Here is an 18,783-nt window from a genome sequence, read left to right as displayed (position 1 = left end):
CAGCCGGTCGTGGATCGCGTCGATGTCGCAGGGAACTGCCCGCTTCCCCGCGACATCGTTGCGATTCTGCGACCTCCTCCAGGCCGACCCCGCCGAGATCTGGCGACCAGGTTGACACTCTGCGAGCGGGTGCGGGACTCCCGGTCGAAGCAGGACGAGTGACGGCCCTTCCTGCACCGGACGTGACCTGCGGAGGTCTTCCACAGGCGGCGCCGACAGGGCGCCCGGGCAGTCGGGGCGGGCGACATGATCTCCGAATGCGACCTTCCCGGCGACAGCGGCTCCTTTCAGCGATGGGCGACGCGAACGGAATCGCGAGAGTCGAGAGGCTGCACGATCGCGGCGTCAGCCGGTACGACATCGACACGGCGCTCGTGGAGGGCGTCATCGAGCGCGTCCGAGTGGGGTGGGTGGCTCTGCCCGGCGCAGATCGGATGCTGGTCGCTGCCGCGAGCCGAGGAGTCGTCCTGACATGCGGGACGCAGGCGCGTCGGCTCGGAGTATGGGTGCACGACGAGCACCCGGGTGTGCACCTCGGTGCGACGCCCGGGAGTCGAGGAGGAAAGCCGAGGGGAGTGCGAGTGCACTGGTCGGCGCCCACGGTGCCGCGGCACCCGGATTCGCTCGAGGATCCGATTGAGAATGTGCTGGCCATGATCGCGGTCTGCGAGCCGTACGAACAGGCTCTGGCCTCGTGGGAGTCGGCGCTCAACCTGGGTCTCGTGACCAGGGAGGTTCTCGAGGGCTTGACGTGGCGACCGGCGGCGCGGCGCCTTCTGCGCGATGCCTGGCCGTTCTCGGATGCCGGTCTGGAGACGTATCTCCGATCGCGACTCAGCTGGCTCAGAATTCCGCTGTACTTCCAGGTCTGGATCGCGGGCCACCGTGTCGATGCCCTGATCGGGGCGAGGCTCGTGATCCAGATCGACGGCGGGACGCACGTCGGCGCACGGCGGAACGAGGACAACCGCCACGACGCGGAACTGAAGCTCAGGGGGTATCACGTGATCCGGATCGGATACCACCAGGTGATCCGCGAGTGGCACGTGGTGCAGGACCTCATCATGCGTGCTGTCGCCCAGGGACTGCATCGCGCGCGCAAGACCGGCGCGGCGTGAGCCACGGATCTGTGGTGGGTCGCAGAGTCGCACCGGGGTCGCAGAGATGCGCGAGGGGAATGCGACGTCGGTGCGAATCGGCGACGCCGTGCGGGCGGCGCCCGTGACCGGCCGAGGGGGAGGCGCACGCGCCGCACCGCGCGTACAATGGGAGGCACGAGCATCGATCCGGACATCACCGGGGAGCTCTCGGAAGAACGGTCCGCGAGGGTGGGCTCAGTAGAACCGAGCGGGGCAGGCCCGTCACAGCCGCAGTGAGAGTGGCTCCGCCGTGAGGCGCGGCACGCGAGGTGGTACCGCGGTCCCCGGGACGACATTCCCGGCGGGTCGTCCTCGCAGCAGCATCCGCCACGACTCCTGCGAGACGACATGACCTACCCGCGTTCCTCCTTCGGCCCCGCCGCCGACCAGGCTGCCTCCGTCGCCCCGAGCCCTCGGTTCCCTCAGATCGAGCGAGAGGTGCTCGACTTCTGGGAGACCGACCAGACTTTCCGCGCCTCGATCGAGCAGCGCGAGGGCGACGACGAATGGGTCTTCTACGACGGCCCGCCGTTCGCCAACGGTCTGCCGCACTACGGGCACCTGCTCACGGGGTACGCCAAGGACGTGTTCCCGCGCTTCCAGACCATGATCGGCAAGAAGGTCGACCGTGTCTTCGGCTGGGACACGCACGGCCTGCCCGCCGAGCTCGAAGCCATGAAGCAGCTCGGCATCACCGAGAAGAGCCAGATCGAGGAGATGGGCATCGACGTCTTCAACGCGAAGGCGAAGGACTCGGTGCTCAAGTACACGCACGAGTGGCAGGACTACGTCACGCGTCAGGCCCGTTGGGTCGACTTCGAGCGGGGCTACAAGACGCTCGACCTCGGCTACATGGAGAGCGTGCTGTGGGCGTTCAAGACCCTGTTCGACAAGGGGCTCGCCTACGAGGGATACCGGGTGCTGCCGTACTGCTGGCGCGATGAGACGCCGCTGTCGGCGCACGAGCTGCGCATGGACGACGACGTCTACCAGAATCGCCAGGATCCGTCGGTCACGGTCACGTTCCCGCTGACCGGTGCGAAGGCCGAGGCGCTCGGCCTCACTGCCGTGCGGGCACTCGCCTGGACGACCACGCCCTGGACGCTTCCCACCAACCTCGCACTCGCCGTCGGTCCCGACATCGAGTACGTCGTGCTGCCCGCGGGGCCCGGCGGCGCCGCAGACGTGCACGCGCCCGAGGGAACCACGGATGCCGTCGTCGAGGCGTCGGCCCACCGCTATCTCCTCGCCCGCGAGCTCCTGGGCGGGTATGTCAAGGAGCTCGGCTACGAGAGCCTCGACGATGCGCTCGCCGCGGTCCACGCCACCGTGCGCGGCGCGGACCTCGACGGCGTCACGTATGACCGGCTCTTCGACTACTACGCCGACGCCGAGACCTACGGCACCGAGAACGCCTGGCGGGTCCTCGTCGACGACTACGTCACGGTCAGCGACGGAACCGGGATCGTCCACCAGGCTCCGGCCTACGGTGAGGACGACCAGCGGGTGGCGGGTGCCGCCGGCATCCCGACGATCCTCTCTCTCGATGACGGCGGGCGCTTCCTGCCCAACGTCACCGACGTCGCCGGGCAGCTCTGGATGGACGCGAACACACCGCTCATCCGACTTCTGCGCACCGAGGGCCGTCTGCTGCGCGAGCAGAGCTATGTGCACTCGTACCCGCACTGCTGGCGCTGCCGCAATCCGCTGATCTACAAGGCGGTGTCGAGCTGGTTCATCCGCGTGACCGACATCAAGGACGATCTGCTCGCGAACAACGAGCAGATCACCTGGGTGCCCGAGAACGTGAAGCACGGCCAGTTCGGCAAGTGGCTCGAGGGCGCGCGCGACTGGTCGATAAGCCGCAACCGCTACTGGGGCTCGCCCATCCCGGTCTGGAAGAGCGACGACCCCGAGTACCCTCGCATCGACACCTACGGCTCGCTCGACGAGCTGCAGAGGGACTTCGGCACGCTGCCGCGCAACCCCGAGGGTGAGATCGACCTGCACCGCCCGTACATCGACGACCTGACGCGACCGAACCCCGACGACCCCACCGGCAAGAGCACCATGCGCCGTATCGAGGACGTCTTCGACGTGTGGTTCGACTCCGGCTCGATGCCGTACGCACAGGTGCACTATCCGTTCGAGAACCAGGAGTGGTTCGACACCCACGCCCCCGCCGACTTCATCGTCGAGTACATCGGGCAGACCCGCGGCTGGTTCTACGTGATGCACGTGCTGTCGACCGCGCTGTTCGATCGCCCGGCCTTCACGGGCGTCAGCTGCCACGGCATCGTGCTCGGCAACGACGGCTACAAGATGTCGAAGTCGCTGCGCAACTATCCGGATGTCTCGGAGGTGCTCGACCGAGACGGCTCCGATGCGATGCGCTGGTTCCTCATGTCGAGCTCGGTGCTGCGCGGCGGCAACCTCGCGGTGACCGAAGAGGGCATCCGCTCCGGCGTGCGCGAGTTCCTGCTCCCGCTGTGGAACTCCTGGTACTTCTTCGCGACGTATGCGAACGCGGCGCAGCCCGGCGGGTATGAGGCGACCTGGCGCACCGACTCGACCGACGTCCTCGACCGCTACATCCTGGCTCGTCTCGGCGACCTGGTGCGCGAGGTGCGCGCCGACCTCGAAGGCCTCGACTCGACCACGGCATCCGCGCGTCTGCGCGACTTCGCCGAGGTGCTCACCAACTGGTACATCCGCCGCTCGCGCGACCGGTTCTGGGAGGGATCGAGCACGGATGCCTTCGACACCCTCTACACCGTGCTCGAGACCCTGACCCGGGTCGCCGCGCCTCTCGTGCCGCTCATCAGCGAGCGCGTCTGGCAGGGGCTCACGGGCGGACGCAGCGTGCACCTGCAGGATTGGCCGGATGACACCGCGTTCCCCGCGGCGGATGAGATCCGCGACGCGATGGATGCCGTCCGCGAGCTGTCGAGCGTCGGCAACGCGCTGCGCAAGAAGGAGAAGCTGCGCGTGCGGCTGCCGCTCGCGCGCCTCACGGTCGTGTCGCCTCTGGCCGCCACGCTCGGGCAGTTCGAGGACATCCTCCGTGAGGAGCTGAACGTCAAGTCGGTCGAGCTCGTCGAGCAGTCGGGCACGACGGCGGCGGACTACGGCATCAGCCACCGGCTCAGTGTGAACGCGCGCGCAGCGGGTCCCCGTCTCGGCAAGAACGTGCAGACCGTCATCAAGGCCGCGAAGGCGGGCGACTGGTCCGAGGCCGATGGCGTGGTGACCGCAGGGGGCATCGCGCTCGAGCCGGCCGAGTACGACCTCGTGCTCGAGACCACCGGCCGACCCGAGGGTGAGGCTCTCGCGATCGTGCCGAGCGGTGGATTCGTGCTGCTCGACACGACGACGACCCCCGCGCTCGAGGCCGAGGGACTGGCCAGAGATGCCATCCGCGTCGTGCAGGAGGCCCGCAAGAACGCGGACCTCGACGTGAGCGACCGCATCGTTCTCGCGCTGAACGTGTCTCCGGCCGATGCCGAGGCGCTGCAGGCGCATGCGGACCTGATCGCGGCGGAGACCCTGGCGATCGCGTTCGCGGTGGAGGCGACCGACGAGATGGACGCGCTCGTGCAGCAGGTCGCCAGCCCCGGCGACGGCGTCTTCCGCAGCGGGGCGACCGCCCTCGGCGCCGACAAGCGTCCGATCATCGTCACGATCGACGTCACGAGCAAGGAGCCCGTCGCATGAGCGCACGAGACAAGGCCGATGCGGTCTACGCCACGCTGCTGAGCCGTGCGGGGGAGCGCTGGGTGCAGCCGCGCAAGGAGCGCACCGCGCGCGTCCTGGCGTATCTCGACGACCCGCAGCGCACGTATCGAGTCGTCCACATCACGGGCACGAACGGCAAGACCTCAACCGCCCGCATGATCGAGACCCTGCTGCGTGCCCACGGGCTTCGCACAGGCCTCTTCACCAGCCCGCACCTCGAGCGCTTCACCGAACGCATCGTGATCGACGGCGAGCCGATCGACGATGCCGCAGTGGTCGACGCCTGGAACGAGATCGAGCCGTTCGTCGAGATCGTCGACGCCGAGCTCGAAGGGGCCGGCGAAGAGCCGCTCACGTTCTTCGAGCTGCTCACCGTGCTCGCGTTCGTGGCGGTCGCGGATGCTCCCGTCGATGTGCTCGTCCTCGAGGTGGGAATGGGCGGCGAGTGGGACTCGACGAACACGGCCGATGGGGATGTCGCGGTGTTCGCGCCCATCGACATCGACCACGCGGATCGTCTCGGCGGCACGATCGCCGAGATCGCGGCGGTCAAGGCGGGGATCATCAAAGACGGCGCGGCCGTGGTCTCGGCGGAGCAGCCTGCGGAGGCGGCCGAGGTGCTGCGCCGCGTCGCCGCGGAGAAGAACGCCACGATCGCGTTCGAGGGTGAGGACTTCGGCCTCGCCGAGCAGAAGCTCGCCGTCGGCGGGCAGCTGATCACCATCCGCGGTCTCGCGGGTGCGTACGTCGAGGAGTATCTGCCGCAGTACGGAGCGCATCAGGGGCATAACGCGGCCCTGGCGGTCGCCGCCGTGGAGTCCCTCATCGGCGGGGCGCAGCAGCCGATCGCCGCCGACATCATCTCGGAGGGTCTGCAGGGTGCCACCTCGCCCGGACGCCTTCAGCTGTTGGGCATCGCGCCCACGGTGATCGTGGATGCCGCGCACAACCCGCACGGCGCGGCGGCGCTCGTGCAGGCGATGGACGACAGCTTCGACTTCGACGAGTGGGGAGTGGTCCTCGGCGTGCTCGCAGACAAGGACGCCGCGGGCATCGTCGCGAAGCTCGCACCCGCAGCCGCGCACGTGTTCGCGACTGCACCGGAGTCCGACCGCGCGAGCGACGCGGATCTCATCGCCGATCTCGTCGAGGCGACGGGGCAGCGAGCGACCGTGCATCCGACGCTCGCGGATGCGGCCGACGCCGCTCGCGAGTGGGCGGCATCATCGGATCGCCGGGCCGTCGTGATCGCCGGCTCGGTCGTGCTCGCGGGCGAGGCGATCGCCCTCGCCGAGGAAGAAGACTGGAAATCGGGATGGCGCGCGTGAGCGCTGCATCGCAGTCGGCGCGTGCGCCGCGTCCGCCGCGCACCCTGGTGCAGAAGCTGGCGCCGATCGTGCTGGGCTTCGAGTCGATCGTCGTGTTCCTGGCGGGGCTCACGATCTTCGGTCTGAAGACGCTGCCACCGGGCATCCCGCAGTGGTGGGGGATCGTCGGCGGTGCCGTGGTCGGACTCGCCTGCCTCGCCCTCGCCGGGATGATCACGAAGCCGTGGGCCATCACCGCAGGCTGGATCCTGCAGGTCGTCATCGCGCTGGCGGCTATCCTGGTCCCCGCGATCCTGCTCGTCGTCGTGGTTTTCGGCGGCATGTGGGGGTATGCGACGATCATGGGGGCCCGATTGGACGGACGACGTCCCGACGGGTCCACGACTGAGACTCAGACAGAGAGTGAATGACATGGCCACCGAAGAAACCCTCGTCCTCGTCAAGCCCGATGGCGTCGCCCGCGGCCTCACCGGCGCGATCCTGGCACGCATCGAAGCGAAGGGCTACGCCCTCGTCGATATCCGCCTGGTCGAGCCCGACCGCGACCTCCTCGCCGAGCACTATGCGGAGCACGAGGGCAAGCCGTTCTACGAGCCGCTGCTGGAGTTCATGCTCTCGGGTCCGTCGGTCGCGATCCGCCTCGCAGGCAACCGTGTGATCGAGGGTTTCCGCTCGCTCGCCGGCACGACCGACCCCACCACCGCTGCGCCCGGCACGATCCGTGGCGACTTCGGCCGCGACTGGGGCCTCAAGGTGCAGCAGAACCTCGTGCACGGCTCGGACAGCCCCGAGTCGGCTGCACGCGAGCTCGGCATCTGGTTCGACTGAGCGACCCGCATACGACGAAGCCCGCCGCACGAGATCGTGCGGCGGGCTTCGTCGCGTCCGGGGTTCGGGATCAGAAGATGATCCGCGCCATCTCGCCGAGGAAGTCGAGACCCTGCAGCTGAGCCATCGTGATGATGACGGCGTAGGCGAGGATGGTCGCCAGCGGAACCCAGACCATGAGCTTGTCGGCGCGCTCCTGCGTCTTCCGGTTGCGCGTGAAGGTTCCGTTGCGGGTCAGATGGAGCATCGTGGCGAAGAAGGTCGGGATCGTCACCGCCCATGTCACCATGCACCACGGGCAGAGCACCCCGAGGTTCGCCGCATACAGGCTCTGACCGATCAGCCAGCAGACGAGTCCGAATGCGAAGGTGATGCCGGCGCCGAAGGCGGCCCAGAACCACCGCGGGAAGCGGGCTCCTGCGAGGATCGCCACTCCGACCACCAGCGGGGCCATCCACCCGGTCAGTCCGAGAAGCGGGTTGGGGAAGCCGAAGATCTCACCCTGCCAGGATCCGAGGTTCTTGCTGCACTGGATGAAAGGACTGACGTCGCAGGCGAGAGCATCGGTCGGGTTCTCGAGCAGGATGAACTTCTCGACCGTGAGCTGGAAGGCGGCGAACCATCCGATGACGCTCGCGATGATCAACCACACGGCATAGACGACGGGGCGGGTGCGCTGCTCGCTCATGTGTGGATTCTCTCAGCGATCGCTATGTATCGGACGTGAGCGCGCCGGAGAAAACGACGCGGAGTCGCGACGATGCCGCGAACCGGGGCACTTGGTGCGATAATGGCCTGTGATGCATCGCTCGACCCCGTCGTGGCGGGCATCGACGCAGACTTCGGGGCCGTATGCCCCTCGCGATCAGAGCCATGGGCCGGTCGCACACCGAATGAGTTCGCGGCACCTGCGGGTGTCGCATGAGAGTTAGCGGAACACGAAGTTTCCGCGCGAGGAGCAAGCCAGAGATGGCCGATGAGAACAATGACCACGACGCCCCTACCCTCGACTTCACTGCGGATGCTGACGCGCCCGCAGAGGTAGTCGCCGACGCTTCGGAGACGGTCGCTTCCGACGCTCCGGCGGAGGAGGCTCCCGCGGAGGAGGCTCCGGCTGAGGAGGCTCCGGCTGAGGAGGCTCCGGCGGAGGAGGCTCCGGCGGAGGAGGCTCCCGCGGAGGAGGCTCCGGCGGAGGACGTGCCTGACGCTGCTGCCGAGCAGGCCGAGGCAACCGCGCCCGAGAAGCAGGAGAAGCCCGAGGAGTCCAAGCCCGAGGAGGTCAAGCCGGTCACCGCCGTGTCGCTGGGCCTGCTCCCCGAGGTCTTTGTCTCGCAGGTCTCGACGCAGCTGCACTTCTACGCTCCCGAGGTGCTGCCGCTCCCCGCGCGCACGGGTCGCGAGCGAGTGTTCGACCGCATCGCGGACCGCGATCAGGACGAGCCTGCCGGTCGCCGCGGCCGTCGTCGTCGCGGCGGTTCGGATGACGTCGATTCCCGTGACCAGCGTGAGCCGCGCGAGCAGCGCGATGAGCCGCGCCAGCCGCGCCAGCGCGTCGTGGAGTACATCACCGAGCCCAAGGCCATCAAGGGCTCCACGCGCCTCGAGGCGAAGAAGCAGCGTCGTCGCGACGGACGGGATGCAGGTCGTCGCCGCCCGGTCGTGACCGAGGCCGAGTTCCTCGCGCGCCGTGAGTCGGTCGACCGCAAGATGGTCGTCCGTTCCAAGAACGGACGCACGCAGATCGGCGTGCTCGAAGACGGCGTGCTCGTCGAGCACTACGTCGCGCGCAATCAGGATGCCTCGCTGATCGGCAACGTCTACCTCGGTCGCGTCCAGAACGTGCTGCCGAGCATGGAGGCCGCGTTCGTCGACATCGGTCGCGGCCGCAACGCCGTGCTGTACTCCGGCGAGGTCGACTGGGACGGCGTCGAGACCGGCAACCAGCCGCGCCGTATCGAGCTCGCACTGAAGGCGGGCGACCGCGTGCTCGTACAGGTCACCAAGGATCCGGTGGGCCACAAGGGTGCTCGCCTGACCAGCCAGATCTCGCTCCCCGGCCGCTACCTCGTGTACGTGCCGGGCGGATCCATGAACGGCATCAGCCGCAAGCTGCCCGACAACGAGCGCACGCGCTTGAAGCGCATCCTCAAGGAGGTCCTGCCGGAGTCCTCCGGCGTGATCGTCCGCACCGCGGCCGAGGGCGCGACCGAAGACCAGCTCACGCGCGACGTGCAGCGCCTGACCAGCCAGTGGGAGCACATCCGCAAGCAGGTCGAGAACCAGCAGGCTCCGGCGTTGCTGCACGCCGAGCCCGATCTCCTCGTCAAGATCGTCCGCGACGTCTTCAACGAGGACTTCACGAAGATGCTCATCCAGGGCGAGGATGCGCAGCGAACGATCCGCGCCTATCTCGAGAGCGTCGCCCCCGACCTCCTCGAGCGCGTCGAGTCGTACGAGGACGAGACCGACCCGTTCGACGCGTTCCGCATCACGGAGCAGATCGAGAAGGCGCTCGATCGCAAGGTGTGGCTGCCCTCCGGCGGCTCCCTCGTCATCGACCGCACCGAGGCCATGACCGTCGTCGACGTCAACACCGGCAAGTTCGTCGGCTCGGGTGGAAACCTCGAGGAGACGGTCACGAAGAACAACCTCGAGGCTGCCGAGGAGATCGTGCGCCAGCTGCGGCTGCGCGACATCGGCGGAATCATCGTCGTCGACTTCATCGACATGGTGCTCGAGTCCAACCGTGACCTCGTGCTGCGTCGCCTGATCGAATGCCTCAGCCGCGACCGGACGAAGCACCAGGTGGCCGAGGTCACCTCGCTCGGCCTCGTGCAGATGACCCGCAAGAAGCTGGGCCTCGGTCTGCTCGAGACGTTCAGCGAGGCATGCGACGTCTGCGCCGGCCGCGGCGTCATCGTCCACCATGACCCGGTGGTCAAGCATCGCGCGAGCAGCAACGGCAATGGCGGCGGCAACGGCAACGGCAACTCGCAGTCCAACCGCCGCCAGCGCGGCGGGAACGGTCAGTCGCAGAGCGCCGCTCCGGCCGCGGTGACGACCCACAGCATCCCCGAAGGGGCGAAGTCCGCGCTCGCGCAGATCGCCGCCTCGACCCGCACGCCCAACGCCGACGAACCCGTGGAGGCCGCCGCCCCCGCCGTCGAGGCGCCGGAGGCGACCGCTCCGCAGGAGCGCGCCAAGAAGCCCCGCAAGAAGCGCGGATCCGAGCGCAAGTCGTCGCCGAAGTCTCCCGCCGAGGCTCTGCTGGATTCGGTGCTCGATGCCCTTCCCGAGCCGAAGGCACCGGGCCAGGGCCGCGGTCGTCGTCGCGTGTCGACGGCTGCACTCACGGGCACCCCGGTCTCGGTGAACTCCGAGCCGTCAGCGCCGGTCGCGGGCGGGGACTCGCAGTCCTGAGGCGATCAATCGCCTGACCAGCTCCTTGCCGCCGACATGCTGTGCGCCGGCGGCGAGGAGCCGGGGGATGAGCTCCTCGGGAACGTCGTAGTGATCGAGATCGAACGCGCGCGCGGGCACGTCGTGCGCCTTCGCGAAGGCGTGCAGCTCCTGCAGACTGTCATCGCTCACGAGATGAGCCCACAGGCGCCCGTGTGCGGGCCACAGGGGGTCATCCACGAGAACGGTCATCCGTCCAGCCTATGGCTGGACACACCGGGCGGCGCGTTTTGCCACAGTGTCCCGCATCCGGTAAAGTAGTCCCTTGGTGCGTATGCCGCGTCGTCCTCGACGGTCGAAGCGGAGAGTCTTGCGTTCGTACCCGTCGCTCCACGACGCATGCAAGCAACAGTCTTCCCGTGAGATCTCGGAGCCGCGAGCTCCCCAACGAAACAGGTATGAAGTGGTTTACGCAGTAGTGCGCGCCGGTGGGCGGCAGGAGAAGGTCGAGGTCGGCACGATCGTTCAGCTCGACCGTGTCAAGGCTGCCCAGGGCGAGAAGATCGAGCTGGCCGCCGTGCTGCTCGTCGACGGCGCCTCGGTGACCACCGACGCTGACTCGCTGGCGAAGGTCAAGGTCGAGGCAGAGGTCATCGGCAACCTCCGCGGCCCGAAGATCGTCATCCAGAAGTACAAGAACAAGACCGGCTACAAGAAGCGTCAGGGCCACCGCCAGGAGCTCACGCGCGTCAAGATCACCGGCATCAAGTAAAGACCGAGGAGACCAGGACATGGCACATAAAAAGGGCGCAAGCTCCACCCGCAACGGTCGTGACTCCAACGCACAGCGACTTGGCGTCAAGCGCTTCGGCGGACAGCAGGTTCTCGCCGGCGAGATCATCGTCCGTCAGCGTGGCACGCACTTCCACCCCGGTGTGAACGTCGGCCGCGGTGGCGACGACACGCTGTTCGCTCTGGCCGCGGGCGCGGTCGAGTTCGGCGCGAAGGGCGGCCGCAAGGTCGTCAACATCGTCGCCGCTGCTGAGTGATCACAGCGCGACACTAGTCATCCGATTCGGGGCGGGCTTCGGCCCGTCCCGAATCTGCGTATACGGCCGGATCCACGTTCCGGACCGAATCTACTGAGGAGAGAGACATGGTCAGCTTCGTCGACACCGTGACGCTGCACCTGCGCGCGGGCAAGGGCGGCAACGGCTGTGTCTCGGTGCATCGCGAGAAGTTCAAGCCCCTCGGCGGCCCGGACGGTGGCAACGGCGGCGACGGCGGCGACGTCGTCCTCGTCGCAGACACCCAGACGGGGACGCTCCTGTCGTACCACCACTCGCCCCACCGCAGCTCCGGCAACGGCGGCCCCGGCATGGGCGACCACCGGGCCGGATTCATGGGCGAGGACCTCGAACTTCCGGTTCCCGTCGGCACGGTCGTGAAGAACACCGCCGGCGACGTGCTCATCGACATGATCGAGCCCGGCGAGCGCTTCGTGGTGGCCAAGGGCGGCTACGGCGGGCTCGGCAATGCCGCATTGGCCACGCCCAAGCGCAAGGCGCCTGGTTTCGCCCTCCTCGGCACCCCCGGGTACGAGGGAGACGTCGTCCTCGAGCTCAAGACCGTCGCCGACGTCGCCCTGGTGGGATACCCGTCCGCCGGCAAGTCCAGCCTGATCGGCGCGATCTCGGCGGCGCGACCGAAGATCGCCGACTATCCCTTCACCACGCTGCACCCCAACCTCGGCGTCGTGCAGGCAGGGGACTCCCGCTATACCGTCGCCGACGTCCCCGGCCTCATCGAAGGAGCCAGCGAAGGACGCGGTCTCGGGCTGGAATTCCTCCGGCACGTCGAGCGCTGCTCGGCGCTTCTCCACGTCCTCGACTGTGCGACCCTCGAGCCGGGCCGTGACCCGATCTCGGATCTCGACGTGATCCTCGGCGAGCTCTCGGCATACGAGGTTCCCGAAGGGCAGACTCCGCTGCTGGAGCGTCCGCAGCTCATCGCGCTAAACAAGATCGATGTGCCGGAGGCTCGCGACCTCGCCGATCTGGTGCGCCCCGACCTCGAGGCCCGCGGATTCCGTGTCTTCGACATCTCGACCGTCTCGCATGAGGGCCTGCGCCCGCTCACCTACGCACTCGGCGAGATCGTCGACCAGCATCGTGCCGAGCTCGCTGCGACCGAGGTGCCCCGCGAGCGTGTCGTCCTTCGTCCGCGCGGCCCGAAGAAGGGCTTCGAGATCCGCGTCGAGGGCGGCACGTACGGCAACGTCTATCGCATCCTCGGCGAGAAGCCCGTGCGCTGGGTGCAGCAGACGGACTTCCAGAACGAGGAGGCCGTGGGCTACCTCGCCGACCGACTCGAGAAGCTGGGCGTCGAAGACGAGCTCTTCCGTCTCGGCGCCGTGCAGGGGTCGACGGTCGTCATCGGTGAGGGCGACAGCATCGTCTTCGACTGGGAGCCCACCATGACGTCGGCCGCCGAGCTCATGACGGCACCGCGAGGCACCGACCCTCGGCTCGCCCCGAACAGCCGTCGCACCACCTCGGAGCGTCGCGAGACGTACTACGAGCGCATGGATGCCAAGGCTGAAGCGCGTGCCGAGGTCGAGGCGCAGCGACTCGCGGCCTACCGCGAGGACGGCGAGTGACCGCACGCACCAGGGCGGATCTCGCCACAGCCTCACGGATCGTCGTGAAAGTCGGCTCCTCGTCGATCAGCGGCGAGTCCTCGTGGCGCATCCCCGTGCTGGTGGAGGCTCTGGCGGCAGCGCACGCGCGCGGAGCCGAGGTGATCCTCGTCTCATCCGGCGCGATCGCCACGGGCATCCCGTTCCTGCGTCTCGACGCTCGCCCCACCGACCTGGCGACGCAGCAGGCCGCCGCCGCCGTCGGACAGAACATCCTGGTGTACCGCTATCAGGAGGCACTGCGTCCCTTCGACATCGTCGCCGGTCAGGTGCTGCTCACGACAGGGGACCTCGAGAATCCGACGTCCCGCAGCAATGCTCGGCGGGCCATGGAGCGCCTGCTCGGTCTTCGCATCCTGCCCATCGTCAACGAGAACGACACGGTGGCGACGCAGGAGATCCGTTTCGGCGACAACGACCGCCTCGGCGCGCTCGTGGCGCAGTTGATCGAGGCGGATGCGCTCGTGCTGCTCAGCGACATCGAGTCGCTGTACACCAAGCCGCCTTCTGACCCGTCGGCTGAGCCCATCGACATCGTCGCACCGGACGCCGACCTCTCGGGGCTCGAATTCGGCTCGACGGTCGTCAACAGCGTCGGCACCGGGGGAGCGGCCACGAAGGTGTCGGCAGCGCGCCTGGCTGCCGCGTCCGGGATCGGAGTGCTCGTGACCAGTGCCGACCTCGTCGACAAGGCTCTCGCCGGCGACGACATCGGGACCTGGTTCGAACCCGCGCTCTCCTAGACTGGGCGGATGACCGACCAGACTCCGCAGGTGCGCCTCGAGCGTGCCAAAGAGGCGTCCCGCGCCACGGCCAGATTGACCAGCGACGACAAGGCACGCGCTCTCGAGGCCATAGCAGTCGCACTCGAGGCGAACGCTGCCGTGATCATCGAGGCCAACGGCCGCGACATCGAGCGCGGTCGGGCCGATGGCATCGGCGGCTCGCTCATCGACAGACTGCGCCTCGATGAGAAGCGCGTCGCCGCCCTCGCTGCGGCGGTCCGTCAGGTGGCGGCTCTTCCGGACCCTGTCGGTCGTGTGGTCGGAGGACACCGGATGCCCAACGGCGTCGCCCTCGAGCAGGTGCGGGTGCCGTTCGGAGTGGTCGGTGCGATCTATGAAGCGCGTCCCAATGTCACCGTCGACATCGCAGCGCTCGCGCTGCGCTCGGGGAACTCGGTGGTCCTGCGCGGCGGCAGCGCCGCGAGGGAGTCGAACACGGTGCTCGTCGAGACCATGCGCGAGGCGCTCCAGGGGGCGGGCGTCACCGCAGAAGCGGTGCAGACCGTCGACGACTTCGGTCGTGACGGCGCGACCGCGCTCATGCACGGACGTGGATTCATCGATGTGCTGGTGCCTCGCGGCAGTGCGGGGCTGATCGAGACCGTCGTGACCGAGGCGACCGTGCCGGTGATCGAGACCGGCGCCGGCAACGTGCACATCGTCCTCGATGAGAGCGCTCCGGATGACTGGGCGCGGGACATCGTCGTGAACGCGAAGGTGCAGCGTCCGAGTGTGTGCAATGCCGTCGAGACGGTGCTCGTGCTCCGCCAGGCCGCGCCACGGCTCGTCCCGCTCGTCGCCAGTGCACTGCAGAGCGAGGGCGTGGCCGTCCATGGCGATGACATGGTCGTCGGCCTCGTCTCGAACGTGATACCCGCCACCGAGGAGGATTGGGCGACCGAGTACCTGAGCCTCGACATCGCCATCAAGGTCGTCGACACGCTCGATGACGCGCTCGACCACATCCGTCGATACAGCACAGGTCACACCGAGTCGATCATCACCACCGACTCGCGCAACGCGGAGCGGTTCCTCGCCGAGGTCGACTCGGCGGTCGTCATGGTCAACGCCTCGACGCGGTTCACCGACGGGGGCGAGTTCGGGTTCGGCGCCGAGGTCGGCATATCGACGCAGAAGCTGCACGCGCGGGGTCCGATGGGGCTTTCCGAGCTGACCAGCACGAAATGGCTGGCGCGTGGGGCAGGGCAGACGCGCGGCTGAGGGCTAGACTAGGGGGCGCTGTGGCTCTCCGTGAGCCATGCCCGCCAGCCACGAAACGGAGTCAGGATGAACCTCGTCGCACAGATCGCGATGGTCGCTGCCGAAACCGAGCACCACGGCAATGTCCAGCTCGAGACGCTGATCTTCGGCGTGATCGCGATCATCGTCTTCGCCTTCCTCGGACTGGTCACGCTGTCGTACAAGAACGTCGCCAACCGACACTCCGCCAAGGCCGACGCCTGGGCGGCGAGGCACGGCAAGGACGGCCACGAGGCGGGGCACGGCCACTAGGCCCGCATGAATGACACGACCTCGCGCCCGGCGCGCATCGGTGTGATGGGTGGCACGTTCGACCCCATCCACCACGGGCACCTGGTCGCTGCGAGCGAGGTCGCCCACTCGTTCGATCTCGACGAGGTCGTGTTCGTCCCCACGGGGCACCCGTGGCAGAAGTCCGACGTCACCCCCAGCGAGCACCGCTACCTGATGACGGTGATCGCGACAGCATCCAACCCGCAGTTCACCGTGAGCAGGGTCGACATCGATCGTGAAGGTCCGACCTACACGATCGACACCCTCCGCGACCTGAAGGAGAAGCGCCCTGACGCGGAGCTGTTCTTCATCACGGGCGCCGACGCCGTGGCGCAAATTCTCAGTTGGAGGGACCATGATGAACTGTGGGAGTTGGCACACTTCGTCGCGGTCTCGCGTCCAGGACACGTTCTGAGCACTGACGGCCTCCCGAGCGACAACGTCAGCCAACTGGAGGTGCCGGCGCTGTCCATCTCGTCGACGGCCTGCCGGGCGCGGGTCCGTGATGACGAGCCGGTCTGGTACCTGGTCCCCGACGGAGTCGTTCAATACATCGCGAAGCATCATCTGTATCGGAGCAAGGCATGAGTACATCGGATCAGCAGGGTCAGGGTCCGCTGACGCGAAAGCAGTTGCGAGAGATCCGGTTGACCGGCTCGACACCGGTCATCTCAGCGGAGGAGGCCGCGGCGGCCGCTGCTGCTGTTCCCCCGCCCGCGCCGGCGCAGCCCGAGGAGCACGACGCCGTCGAGGCCGTGCCTTCTCGGCATCCGGCGCCTGCGGAGGGCAGTGACATCGAGCCCGGCGCCACGCCGTTGACGCGCCGACAGGTCCGCGAGCGCGAGCGGTCCATGACCGGCTCCGTTCCGGTCGACGACGCGGAGGAGTCCGCGGCGTCGGATGGCGACGCGCAGGCGGCGGCACCGGAGCAGGCGCCGCCCGTCGAGGTCGACGCGGGTGACCTGCCCGTGGCCTCGGAAGACGATGAGGACGACGCATCCGGGGTGGAGCTCCCCGCTCCGGTCAGCGCGCAGGCGAACCTCGATGCGGCGGTCGATGACGGCGAGCCGGTCGCTGCTGACGCCGGCGACACCACCGCGGCCGTCGCCGAGCTCGGCATCGAGGCCGACACGATCGACGCAGCTGACGAGGTCGGCGCCGACGACGTGCTGTCCGACGTGGGTGATTCCGACGATGACGACCTCGCAGACGGGGAGCGTCCCACCGTCAACTCCGCCTTCGGGCAGGGACTCCTGGACGACGACGCGGCGACCAGGAAGCCCTTCTCTCCGTCGTTCGACGAGCTGCTGACCGCCGGCGACTCGACGGGTTCCCAGCACCTCGCTCCGAACACCCTGATCTTCAACCCCTCCCCGGGAGACGGTTCGCTCTCGGGTCCCGTCGCCTCCACAGGCGAGATCCTCGTGACCGGCTCGTACGAGCTGCCCAAGGGCCTCGGCTCGCAGGGCCACGCGCACGGCACCACAGACGGCAAGGACGTCGACGCCGTGCTGATCGACGGCGAGCTGCCCCCGGCATCGTCGCCCACGCCGATCGCCGCCAGCTCAGCGGTCAGCACCATCAAGCCCGCAGGCGAGGTCATCCGCCCGCCCGCCCCCGAAAAGGGCAACAAACTCATGCTCATCCTCGCGATCGTGGCGGGTGGTCTCGCGCTCGCGCTGGGCGTGTCCCTGATCGTCGCCTTCACCACGAATGTGTTCTGATGCAGTCACCTGAAAACGCCGAAGAGATGCTGCAGCTCGCAGCAGATGCAGCCGTCTCGAAGGGCGGTGAGGATCTCGTCGCGCTGAACGTGTCGGAGCCTCTGCCGCTTGTCGACATCTTCCTGCTCGTCACCGGGAACAGCGAGCGCAACGTCGCCGCCATCGCCGATGAGATCGAGGACAAGCTCATCGAAGCCGGTCACAAGCGGGTTCGCCGCGAGGGGCGAGCAGAGGCCCGCTGGGTGCTGCTCGACTTCGGAGATCTGATCGTCCACGTCTTCCATCAGGAGGAGCGCGTCTACTACGGCCTCGAGCGTCTGTGGAAGGACTGCCCTGTCGTTCCGTTCGAGCTCGCCGACTCCGCCGCCGCAGACCGCGACTGATATGAGCGTCCACCTGATCACCGGTGCCGGATCCGGCATCGGTGCAGTCGTCGCGCGCCGCCTCCTCGAACGAGGCGATCAGGTCGTGGTGCTGGCCCGCGATGCGGGGCGCGCCAAGGAGATCACGTCAGCGCTGCCGGGGGCCTCGGCGGTCGTCGGTGACCTCGCCCAGCCGGGCAGGCTGTCGTGGGCCCTGTCGAAGCAGGCACTTCCCGAGCGCATCGACTCGCTGGTGCACGCGGCAGGCGTCGTCGACCTCGGATCAGTGGCCGACCTGCCGGCGAATCTCTGGGAGCGTCAACTGGCGGTCAATCTCGTCGGCCCCGCCGAACTCACCCGACTGCTCCTGCCGGTGCTACGCGTCTCACGCGCTCGGGTCGTGTTCGTCAACTCCGGTGCGGGGCTGAACGCGCACGCCGGCTGGTCGGCCTATGCCGCGTCCAAACACGGTCTCAAGGCTCTCGCCGATGCACTGCGCGCAGAGGAGGGCGAGCATGGTGTGCGGGTCACGTCGATCTATCCCGGCCGCACGGCGACGCCCATGCAGGAGCGGGTGCACCAGCAGGAGGGGCGTGACTACGACCCCGAGCGTTTCATCACGGCGGATTCCGTCGCGACCACGATCCTCACAGCGCTCGACCTTCCCGACGACGCTGCCCTCACGGATCTCACCATCCGCCCTCGGGCGTGACATCTCTCTGAGGTCTCTCCTCTCAACTGTCAAGCCCCTGTGACCTTTCGGTCCGAGCAGGGATGATCTTGAGTGGGGAGAGAGTCGTGGAGGGAATCACATGTCCGGAGATCCAGATCCTAGATACGTGCTGCATCGCGTCACACCGTCGGAGTGGGTGATCAACGACCGGCGGTACGAGACGAACGATCCGCGGCACGTGGTGGCATGCGTGTACGAATACGCGGAGACCGAGGTCGAGGTCGTCTGGCTTCGCGATCTGCCTCTTGCAGCGCGGTACACCACCGCTTACGAAGTCCTCGAAGAGGTGACGCGGGTTCAGGATTCGAGCAGGGCGACGAGGCCCATCGCCATTCCGCATCTGCCTCCTCTTCTCGCGACCTGAACAGACTGCGCGGCAGGACCCGGGGAGGGGCCTGCCGCGCAGGGGCGTGGGGGGGGGGGGCTCAGGGGTCCTAAACCCGCCGCTGCTCCGCCCCCCCACGGTGAGGTACGGAGATCACAACTCTGAAATACAGTAACCCTGGAGTAAAAATGGTT

At 68.0% G+C, this 18,783-nt stretch carries 19 protein-coding genes; 17 read left to right on the top strand and 2 right to left on the bottom strand.

Annotated features, from left to right (window positions below; all coding sequences use genetic code 11):
• Positions 1-293: 293 nt before the first annotated feature.
• The 5 genes from AB0N61_RS16830 (at position 294) to ndk (ending at position 7,030) form a co-directional block, all read left to right on the top strand.
• Positions 294-1,118 carry a DUF559 domain-containing protein gene (locus AB0N61_RS16830; protein ID WP_363365497.1) on the top strand — a complete coding sequence of 275 codons (825 nt, stop codon included), beginning with the start codon at positions 294-296 and terminating at the stop codon, positions 1,116-1,118.
• Between the two features lie 369 nt (positions 1,119-1,487).
• Positions 1,488-4,853: an isoleucine--tRNA ligase gene (gene ileS / locus AB0N61_RS16825; protein ID WP_363365496.1), complete on the top strand. Its 3,366-nt coding sequence runs from the start codon at positions 1,488-1,490 to the stop codon at positions 4,851-4,853.
• A complete protein-coding gene (locus AB0N61_RS16820; protein ID WP_363365495.1) occupies positions 4,850-6,202 on the top strand; it encodes a folylpolyglutamate synthase/dihydrofolate synthase family protein in 1,353 nt (450 codons plus the stop codon). Before ileS ends, AB0N61_RS16820 begins: the two co-directional genes overlap by 4 nt.
• On the top strand, positions 6,190-6,612 hold the full coding sequence (locus tag AB0N61_RS16815) for a DUF4233 domain-containing protein (protein WP_363365494.1): 423 nt from the start codon (positions 6,190-6,192) through the stop codon (positions 6,610-6,612). Before AB0N61_RS16820 ends, AB0N61_RS16815 begins: the two co-directional genes overlap by 13 nt.
• Position 6,613: 1 nt before the next feature.
• Positions 6,614-7,030 (top strand): nucleoside-diphosphate kinase, encoded by a 417-nt coding sequence (gene ndk, locus AB0N61_RS16810; RefSeq protein ID WP_017830321.1) that lies wholly within the window; start codon positions 6,614-6,616, stop codon positions 7,028-7,030.
• Positions 7,031-7,100: 70 nt separating this feature from the next.
• Here the strand turns inward: ndk and AB0N61_RS16805 are convergent, their stop codons facing one another.
• Positions 7,101-7,718 (bottom strand): vitamin K epoxide reductase family protein, encoded by a 618-nt coding sequence (locus AB0N61_RS16805; RefSeq protein ID WP_363365493.1) that lies wholly within the window; start codon positions 7,716-7,718, stop codon positions 7,101-7,103.
• Between the two features lie 281 nt (positions 7,719-7,999).
• On the opposite strand from AB0N61_RS16805, the gene AB0N61_RS16800 reads away from it, so the two are divergent.
• Positions 8,000-10,450 (top strand): Rne/Rng family ribonuclease, encoded by a 2,451-nt coding sequence (locus AB0N61_RS16800; protein ID WP_363365492.1) that lies wholly within the window; start codon positions 8,000-8,002, stop codon positions 10,448-10,450.
• Here the strand turns inward: AB0N61_RS16800 and AB0N61_RS16795 are convergent.
• Positions 10,415-10,681: a DUF4031 domain-containing protein gene (locus AB0N61_RS16795; protein ID WP_167942693.1), complete on the bottom strand. Its 267-nt coding sequence runs from the start codon at positions 10,679-10,681 to the stop codon at positions 10,415-10,417. The two genes, AB0N61_RS16800 and AB0N61_RS16795, sit on opposite strands and share 36 nt — an antisense overlap.
• A 211-nt stretch (positions 10,682-10,892) precedes the next feature.
• On the opposite strand from AB0N61_RS16795, the gene rplU reads away from it, so the two are divergent.
• From rplU to AB0N61_RS16740, 11 genes are all read left to right on the top strand, one after another.
• Positions 10,893-11,201: a 50S ribosomal protein L21 gene (gene rplU, locus AB0N61_RS16790; protein ID WP_185274833.1), complete on the top strand. Its 309-nt coding sequence runs from the start codon at positions 10,893-10,895 to the stop codon at positions 11,199-11,201.
• 19 nt (positions 11,202-11,220) lie between these two features.
• Complete coding sequence (gene rpmA, locus AB0N61_RS16785; protein WP_017202370.1) at positions 11,221-11,478, top strand: 50S ribosomal protein L27; 258 nt, start codon at positions 11,221-11,223, stop codon at positions 11,476-11,478.
• A gap of 107 nt (positions 11,479-11,585) precedes the next feature.
• On the top strand, positions 11,586-13,088 hold the full coding sequence (obgE, locus tag AB0N61_RS16780) for a GTPase ObgE (RefSeq protein WP_363365491.1): 1,503 nt from the start codon (positions 11,586-11,588) through the stop codon (positions 13,086-13,088).
• On the top strand, positions 13,085-13,870 hold the full coding sequence (gene proB, locus AB0N61_RS16775) for a glutamate 5-kinase (protein WP_363365490.1): 786 nt from the start codon (positions 13,085-13,087) through the stop codon (positions 13,868-13,870). The genes obgE and proB overlap by 4 nt, the downstream gene beginning before the upstream one ends.
• Positions 13,871-13,879: 9 nt before the next feature.
• Positions 13,880-15,133, top strand: coding sequence for a glutamate-5-semialdehyde dehydrogenase (locus AB0N61_RS16770; protein WP_363365489.1), 1,254 nt, complete (start codon positions 13,880-13,882; stop codon positions 15,131-15,133).
• Positions 15,134-15,199: 66 nt separating this feature from the next.
• Positions 15,200-15,424 (top strand): hypothetical protein, encoded by a 225-nt coding sequence (locus AB0N61_RS16765; RefSeq protein ID WP_053096577.1) that lies wholly within the window; start codon positions 15,200-15,202, stop codon positions 15,422-15,424.
• Between the two features lie 6 nt (positions 15,425-15,430).
• Complete coding sequence (nadD, locus tag AB0N61_RS16760) at positions 15,431-16,033, top strand: nicotinate-nucleotide adenylyltransferase (protein ID WP_053096575.1); 603 nt, start codon at positions 15,431-15,433, stop codon at positions 16,031-16,033.
• Entirely contained in the window at positions 16,030-17,169 is a 1,140-nt protein-coding gene (locus AB0N61_RS16755) for a hypothetical protein (protein WP_363365488.1), read from the top strand. Before nadD ends, AB0N61_RS16755 begins: the two co-directional genes overlap by 4 nt.
• Complete coding sequence (gene rsfS / locus AB0N61_RS16750) at positions 17,169-17,552, top strand: ribosome silencing factor (protein WP_167942698.1); 384 nt, start codon at positions 17,169-17,171, stop codon at positions 17,550-17,552. Before AB0N61_RS16755 ends, rsfS begins: the two co-directional genes overlap by 1 nt.
• Before the next feature lies 1 nt (position 17,553).
• Positions 17,554-18,243 carry an SDR family oxidoreductase gene (locus tag AB0N61_RS16745; protein WP_167942699.1) on the top strand — a complete coding sequence of 230 codons (690 nt, stop codon included), beginning with the start codon at positions 17,554-17,556 and terminating at the stop codon, positions 18,241-18,243.
• Positions 18,244-18,343: 100 nt separating this feature from the next.
• Complete coding sequence (locus AB0N61_RS16740) at positions 18,344-18,628, top strand: hypothetical protein (protein WP_167942700.1); 285 nt, start codon at positions 18,344-18,346, stop codon at positions 18,626-18,628.
• Positions 18,629-18,783: the final 155 nt, after the last annotated feature.

The sequence above is a fragment of the Microbacterium sp. NPDC089320 genome (assembly GCF_040684875.1).
Taxonomy (GTDB): domain Bacteria; phylum Actinomycetota; class Actinomycetes; order Actinomycetales; family Microbacteriaceae; genus Microbacterium.
This window is presented reverse-complemented; position numbering and strand designations above follow the sequence as displayed.

What these genes read in the sequence shown, in the direction of transcription:
- AB0N61_RS16745 (WP_167942699.1), top strand. Translation starts at nt 17,554, where the DNA reads ATGAGCGTCCACCTGATCACCGGTGCCGGATCCGGCATCGGTGCAGTC.
- rpmA (WP_017202370.1), top strand. Translation starts at nt 11,221, where the DNA reads ATGGCACATAAAAAGGGCGCAAGCTCCACCCGCAACGGTCGTGACTCC.
- AB0N61_RS16800 (WP_363365492.1), top strand. Translation starts at nt 8,000, where the DNA reads ATGGCCGATGAGAACAATGACCACGACGCCCCTACCCTCGACTTCACT.
- AB0N61_RS16740 (WP_167942700.1), top strand. Translation starts at nt 18,344, where the DNA reads ATGTCCGGAGATCCAGATCCTAGATACGTGCTGCATCGCGTCACACCG.
- AB0N61_RS16805 (WP_363365493.1), bottom strand. Translation starts at nt 7,718, where the DNA reads ATGAGCGAGCAGCGCACCCGCCCCGTCGTCTATGCCGTGTGGTTGATC.
- AB0N61_RS16755 (WP_363365488.1), top strand. Translation starts at nt 16,030, where the DNA reads ATGAGTACATCGGATCAGCAGGGTCAGGGTCCGCTGACGCGAAAGCAG.
- obgE (WP_363365491.1), top strand. Translation starts at nt 11,586, where the DNA reads ATGGTCAGCTTCGTCGACACCGTGACGCTGCACCTGCGCGCGGGCAAG.
- AB0N61_RS16795 (WP_167942693.1), bottom strand. Translation starts at nt 10,681, where the DNA reads ATGACCGTTCTCGTGGATGACCCCCTGTGGCCCGCACACGGGCGCCTG.
- ndk (WP_017830321.1), top strand. Translation starts at nt 6,614, where the DNA reads ATGGCCACCGAAGAAACCCTCGTCCTCGTCAAGCCCGATGGCGTCGCC.
- nadD (WP_053096575.1), top strand. Translation starts at nt 15,431, where the DNA reads ATGAATGACACGACCTCGCGCCCGGCGCGCATCGGTGTGATGGGTGGC.
- AB0N61_RS16815 (WP_363365494.1), top strand. Translation starts at nt 6,190, where the DNA reads ATGGCGCGCGTGAGCGCTGCATCGCAGTCGGCGCGTGCGCCGCGTCCG.
- AB0N61_RS16765 (WP_053096577.1), top strand. Translation starts at nt 15,200, where the DNA reads ATGAACCTCGTCGCACAGATCGCGATGGTCGCTGCCGAAACCGAGCAC.
- AB0N61_RS16820 (WP_363365495.1), top strand. Translation starts at nt 4,850, where the DNA reads ATGAGCGCACGAGACAAGGCCGATGCGGTCTACGCCACGCTGCTGAGC.
- ileS (WP_363365496.1), top strand. Translation starts at nt 1,488, where the DNA reads ATGACCTACCCGCGTTCCTCCTTCGGCCCCGCCGCCGACCAGGCTGCC.
- rsfS (WP_167942698.1), top strand. Translation starts at nt 17,169, where the DNA reads ATGCAGTCACCTGAAAACGCCGAAGAGATGCTGCAGCTCGCAGCAGAT.
- AB0N61_RS16770 (WP_363365489.1), top strand. Translation starts at nt 13,880, where the DNA reads ATGACCGACCAGACTCCGCAGGTGCGCCTCGAGCGTGCCAAAGAGGCG.
- AB0N61_RS16830 (WP_363365497.1), top strand. Translation starts at nt 294, where the DNA reads ATGGGCGACGCGAACGGAATCGCGAGAGTCGAGAGGCTGCACGATCGC.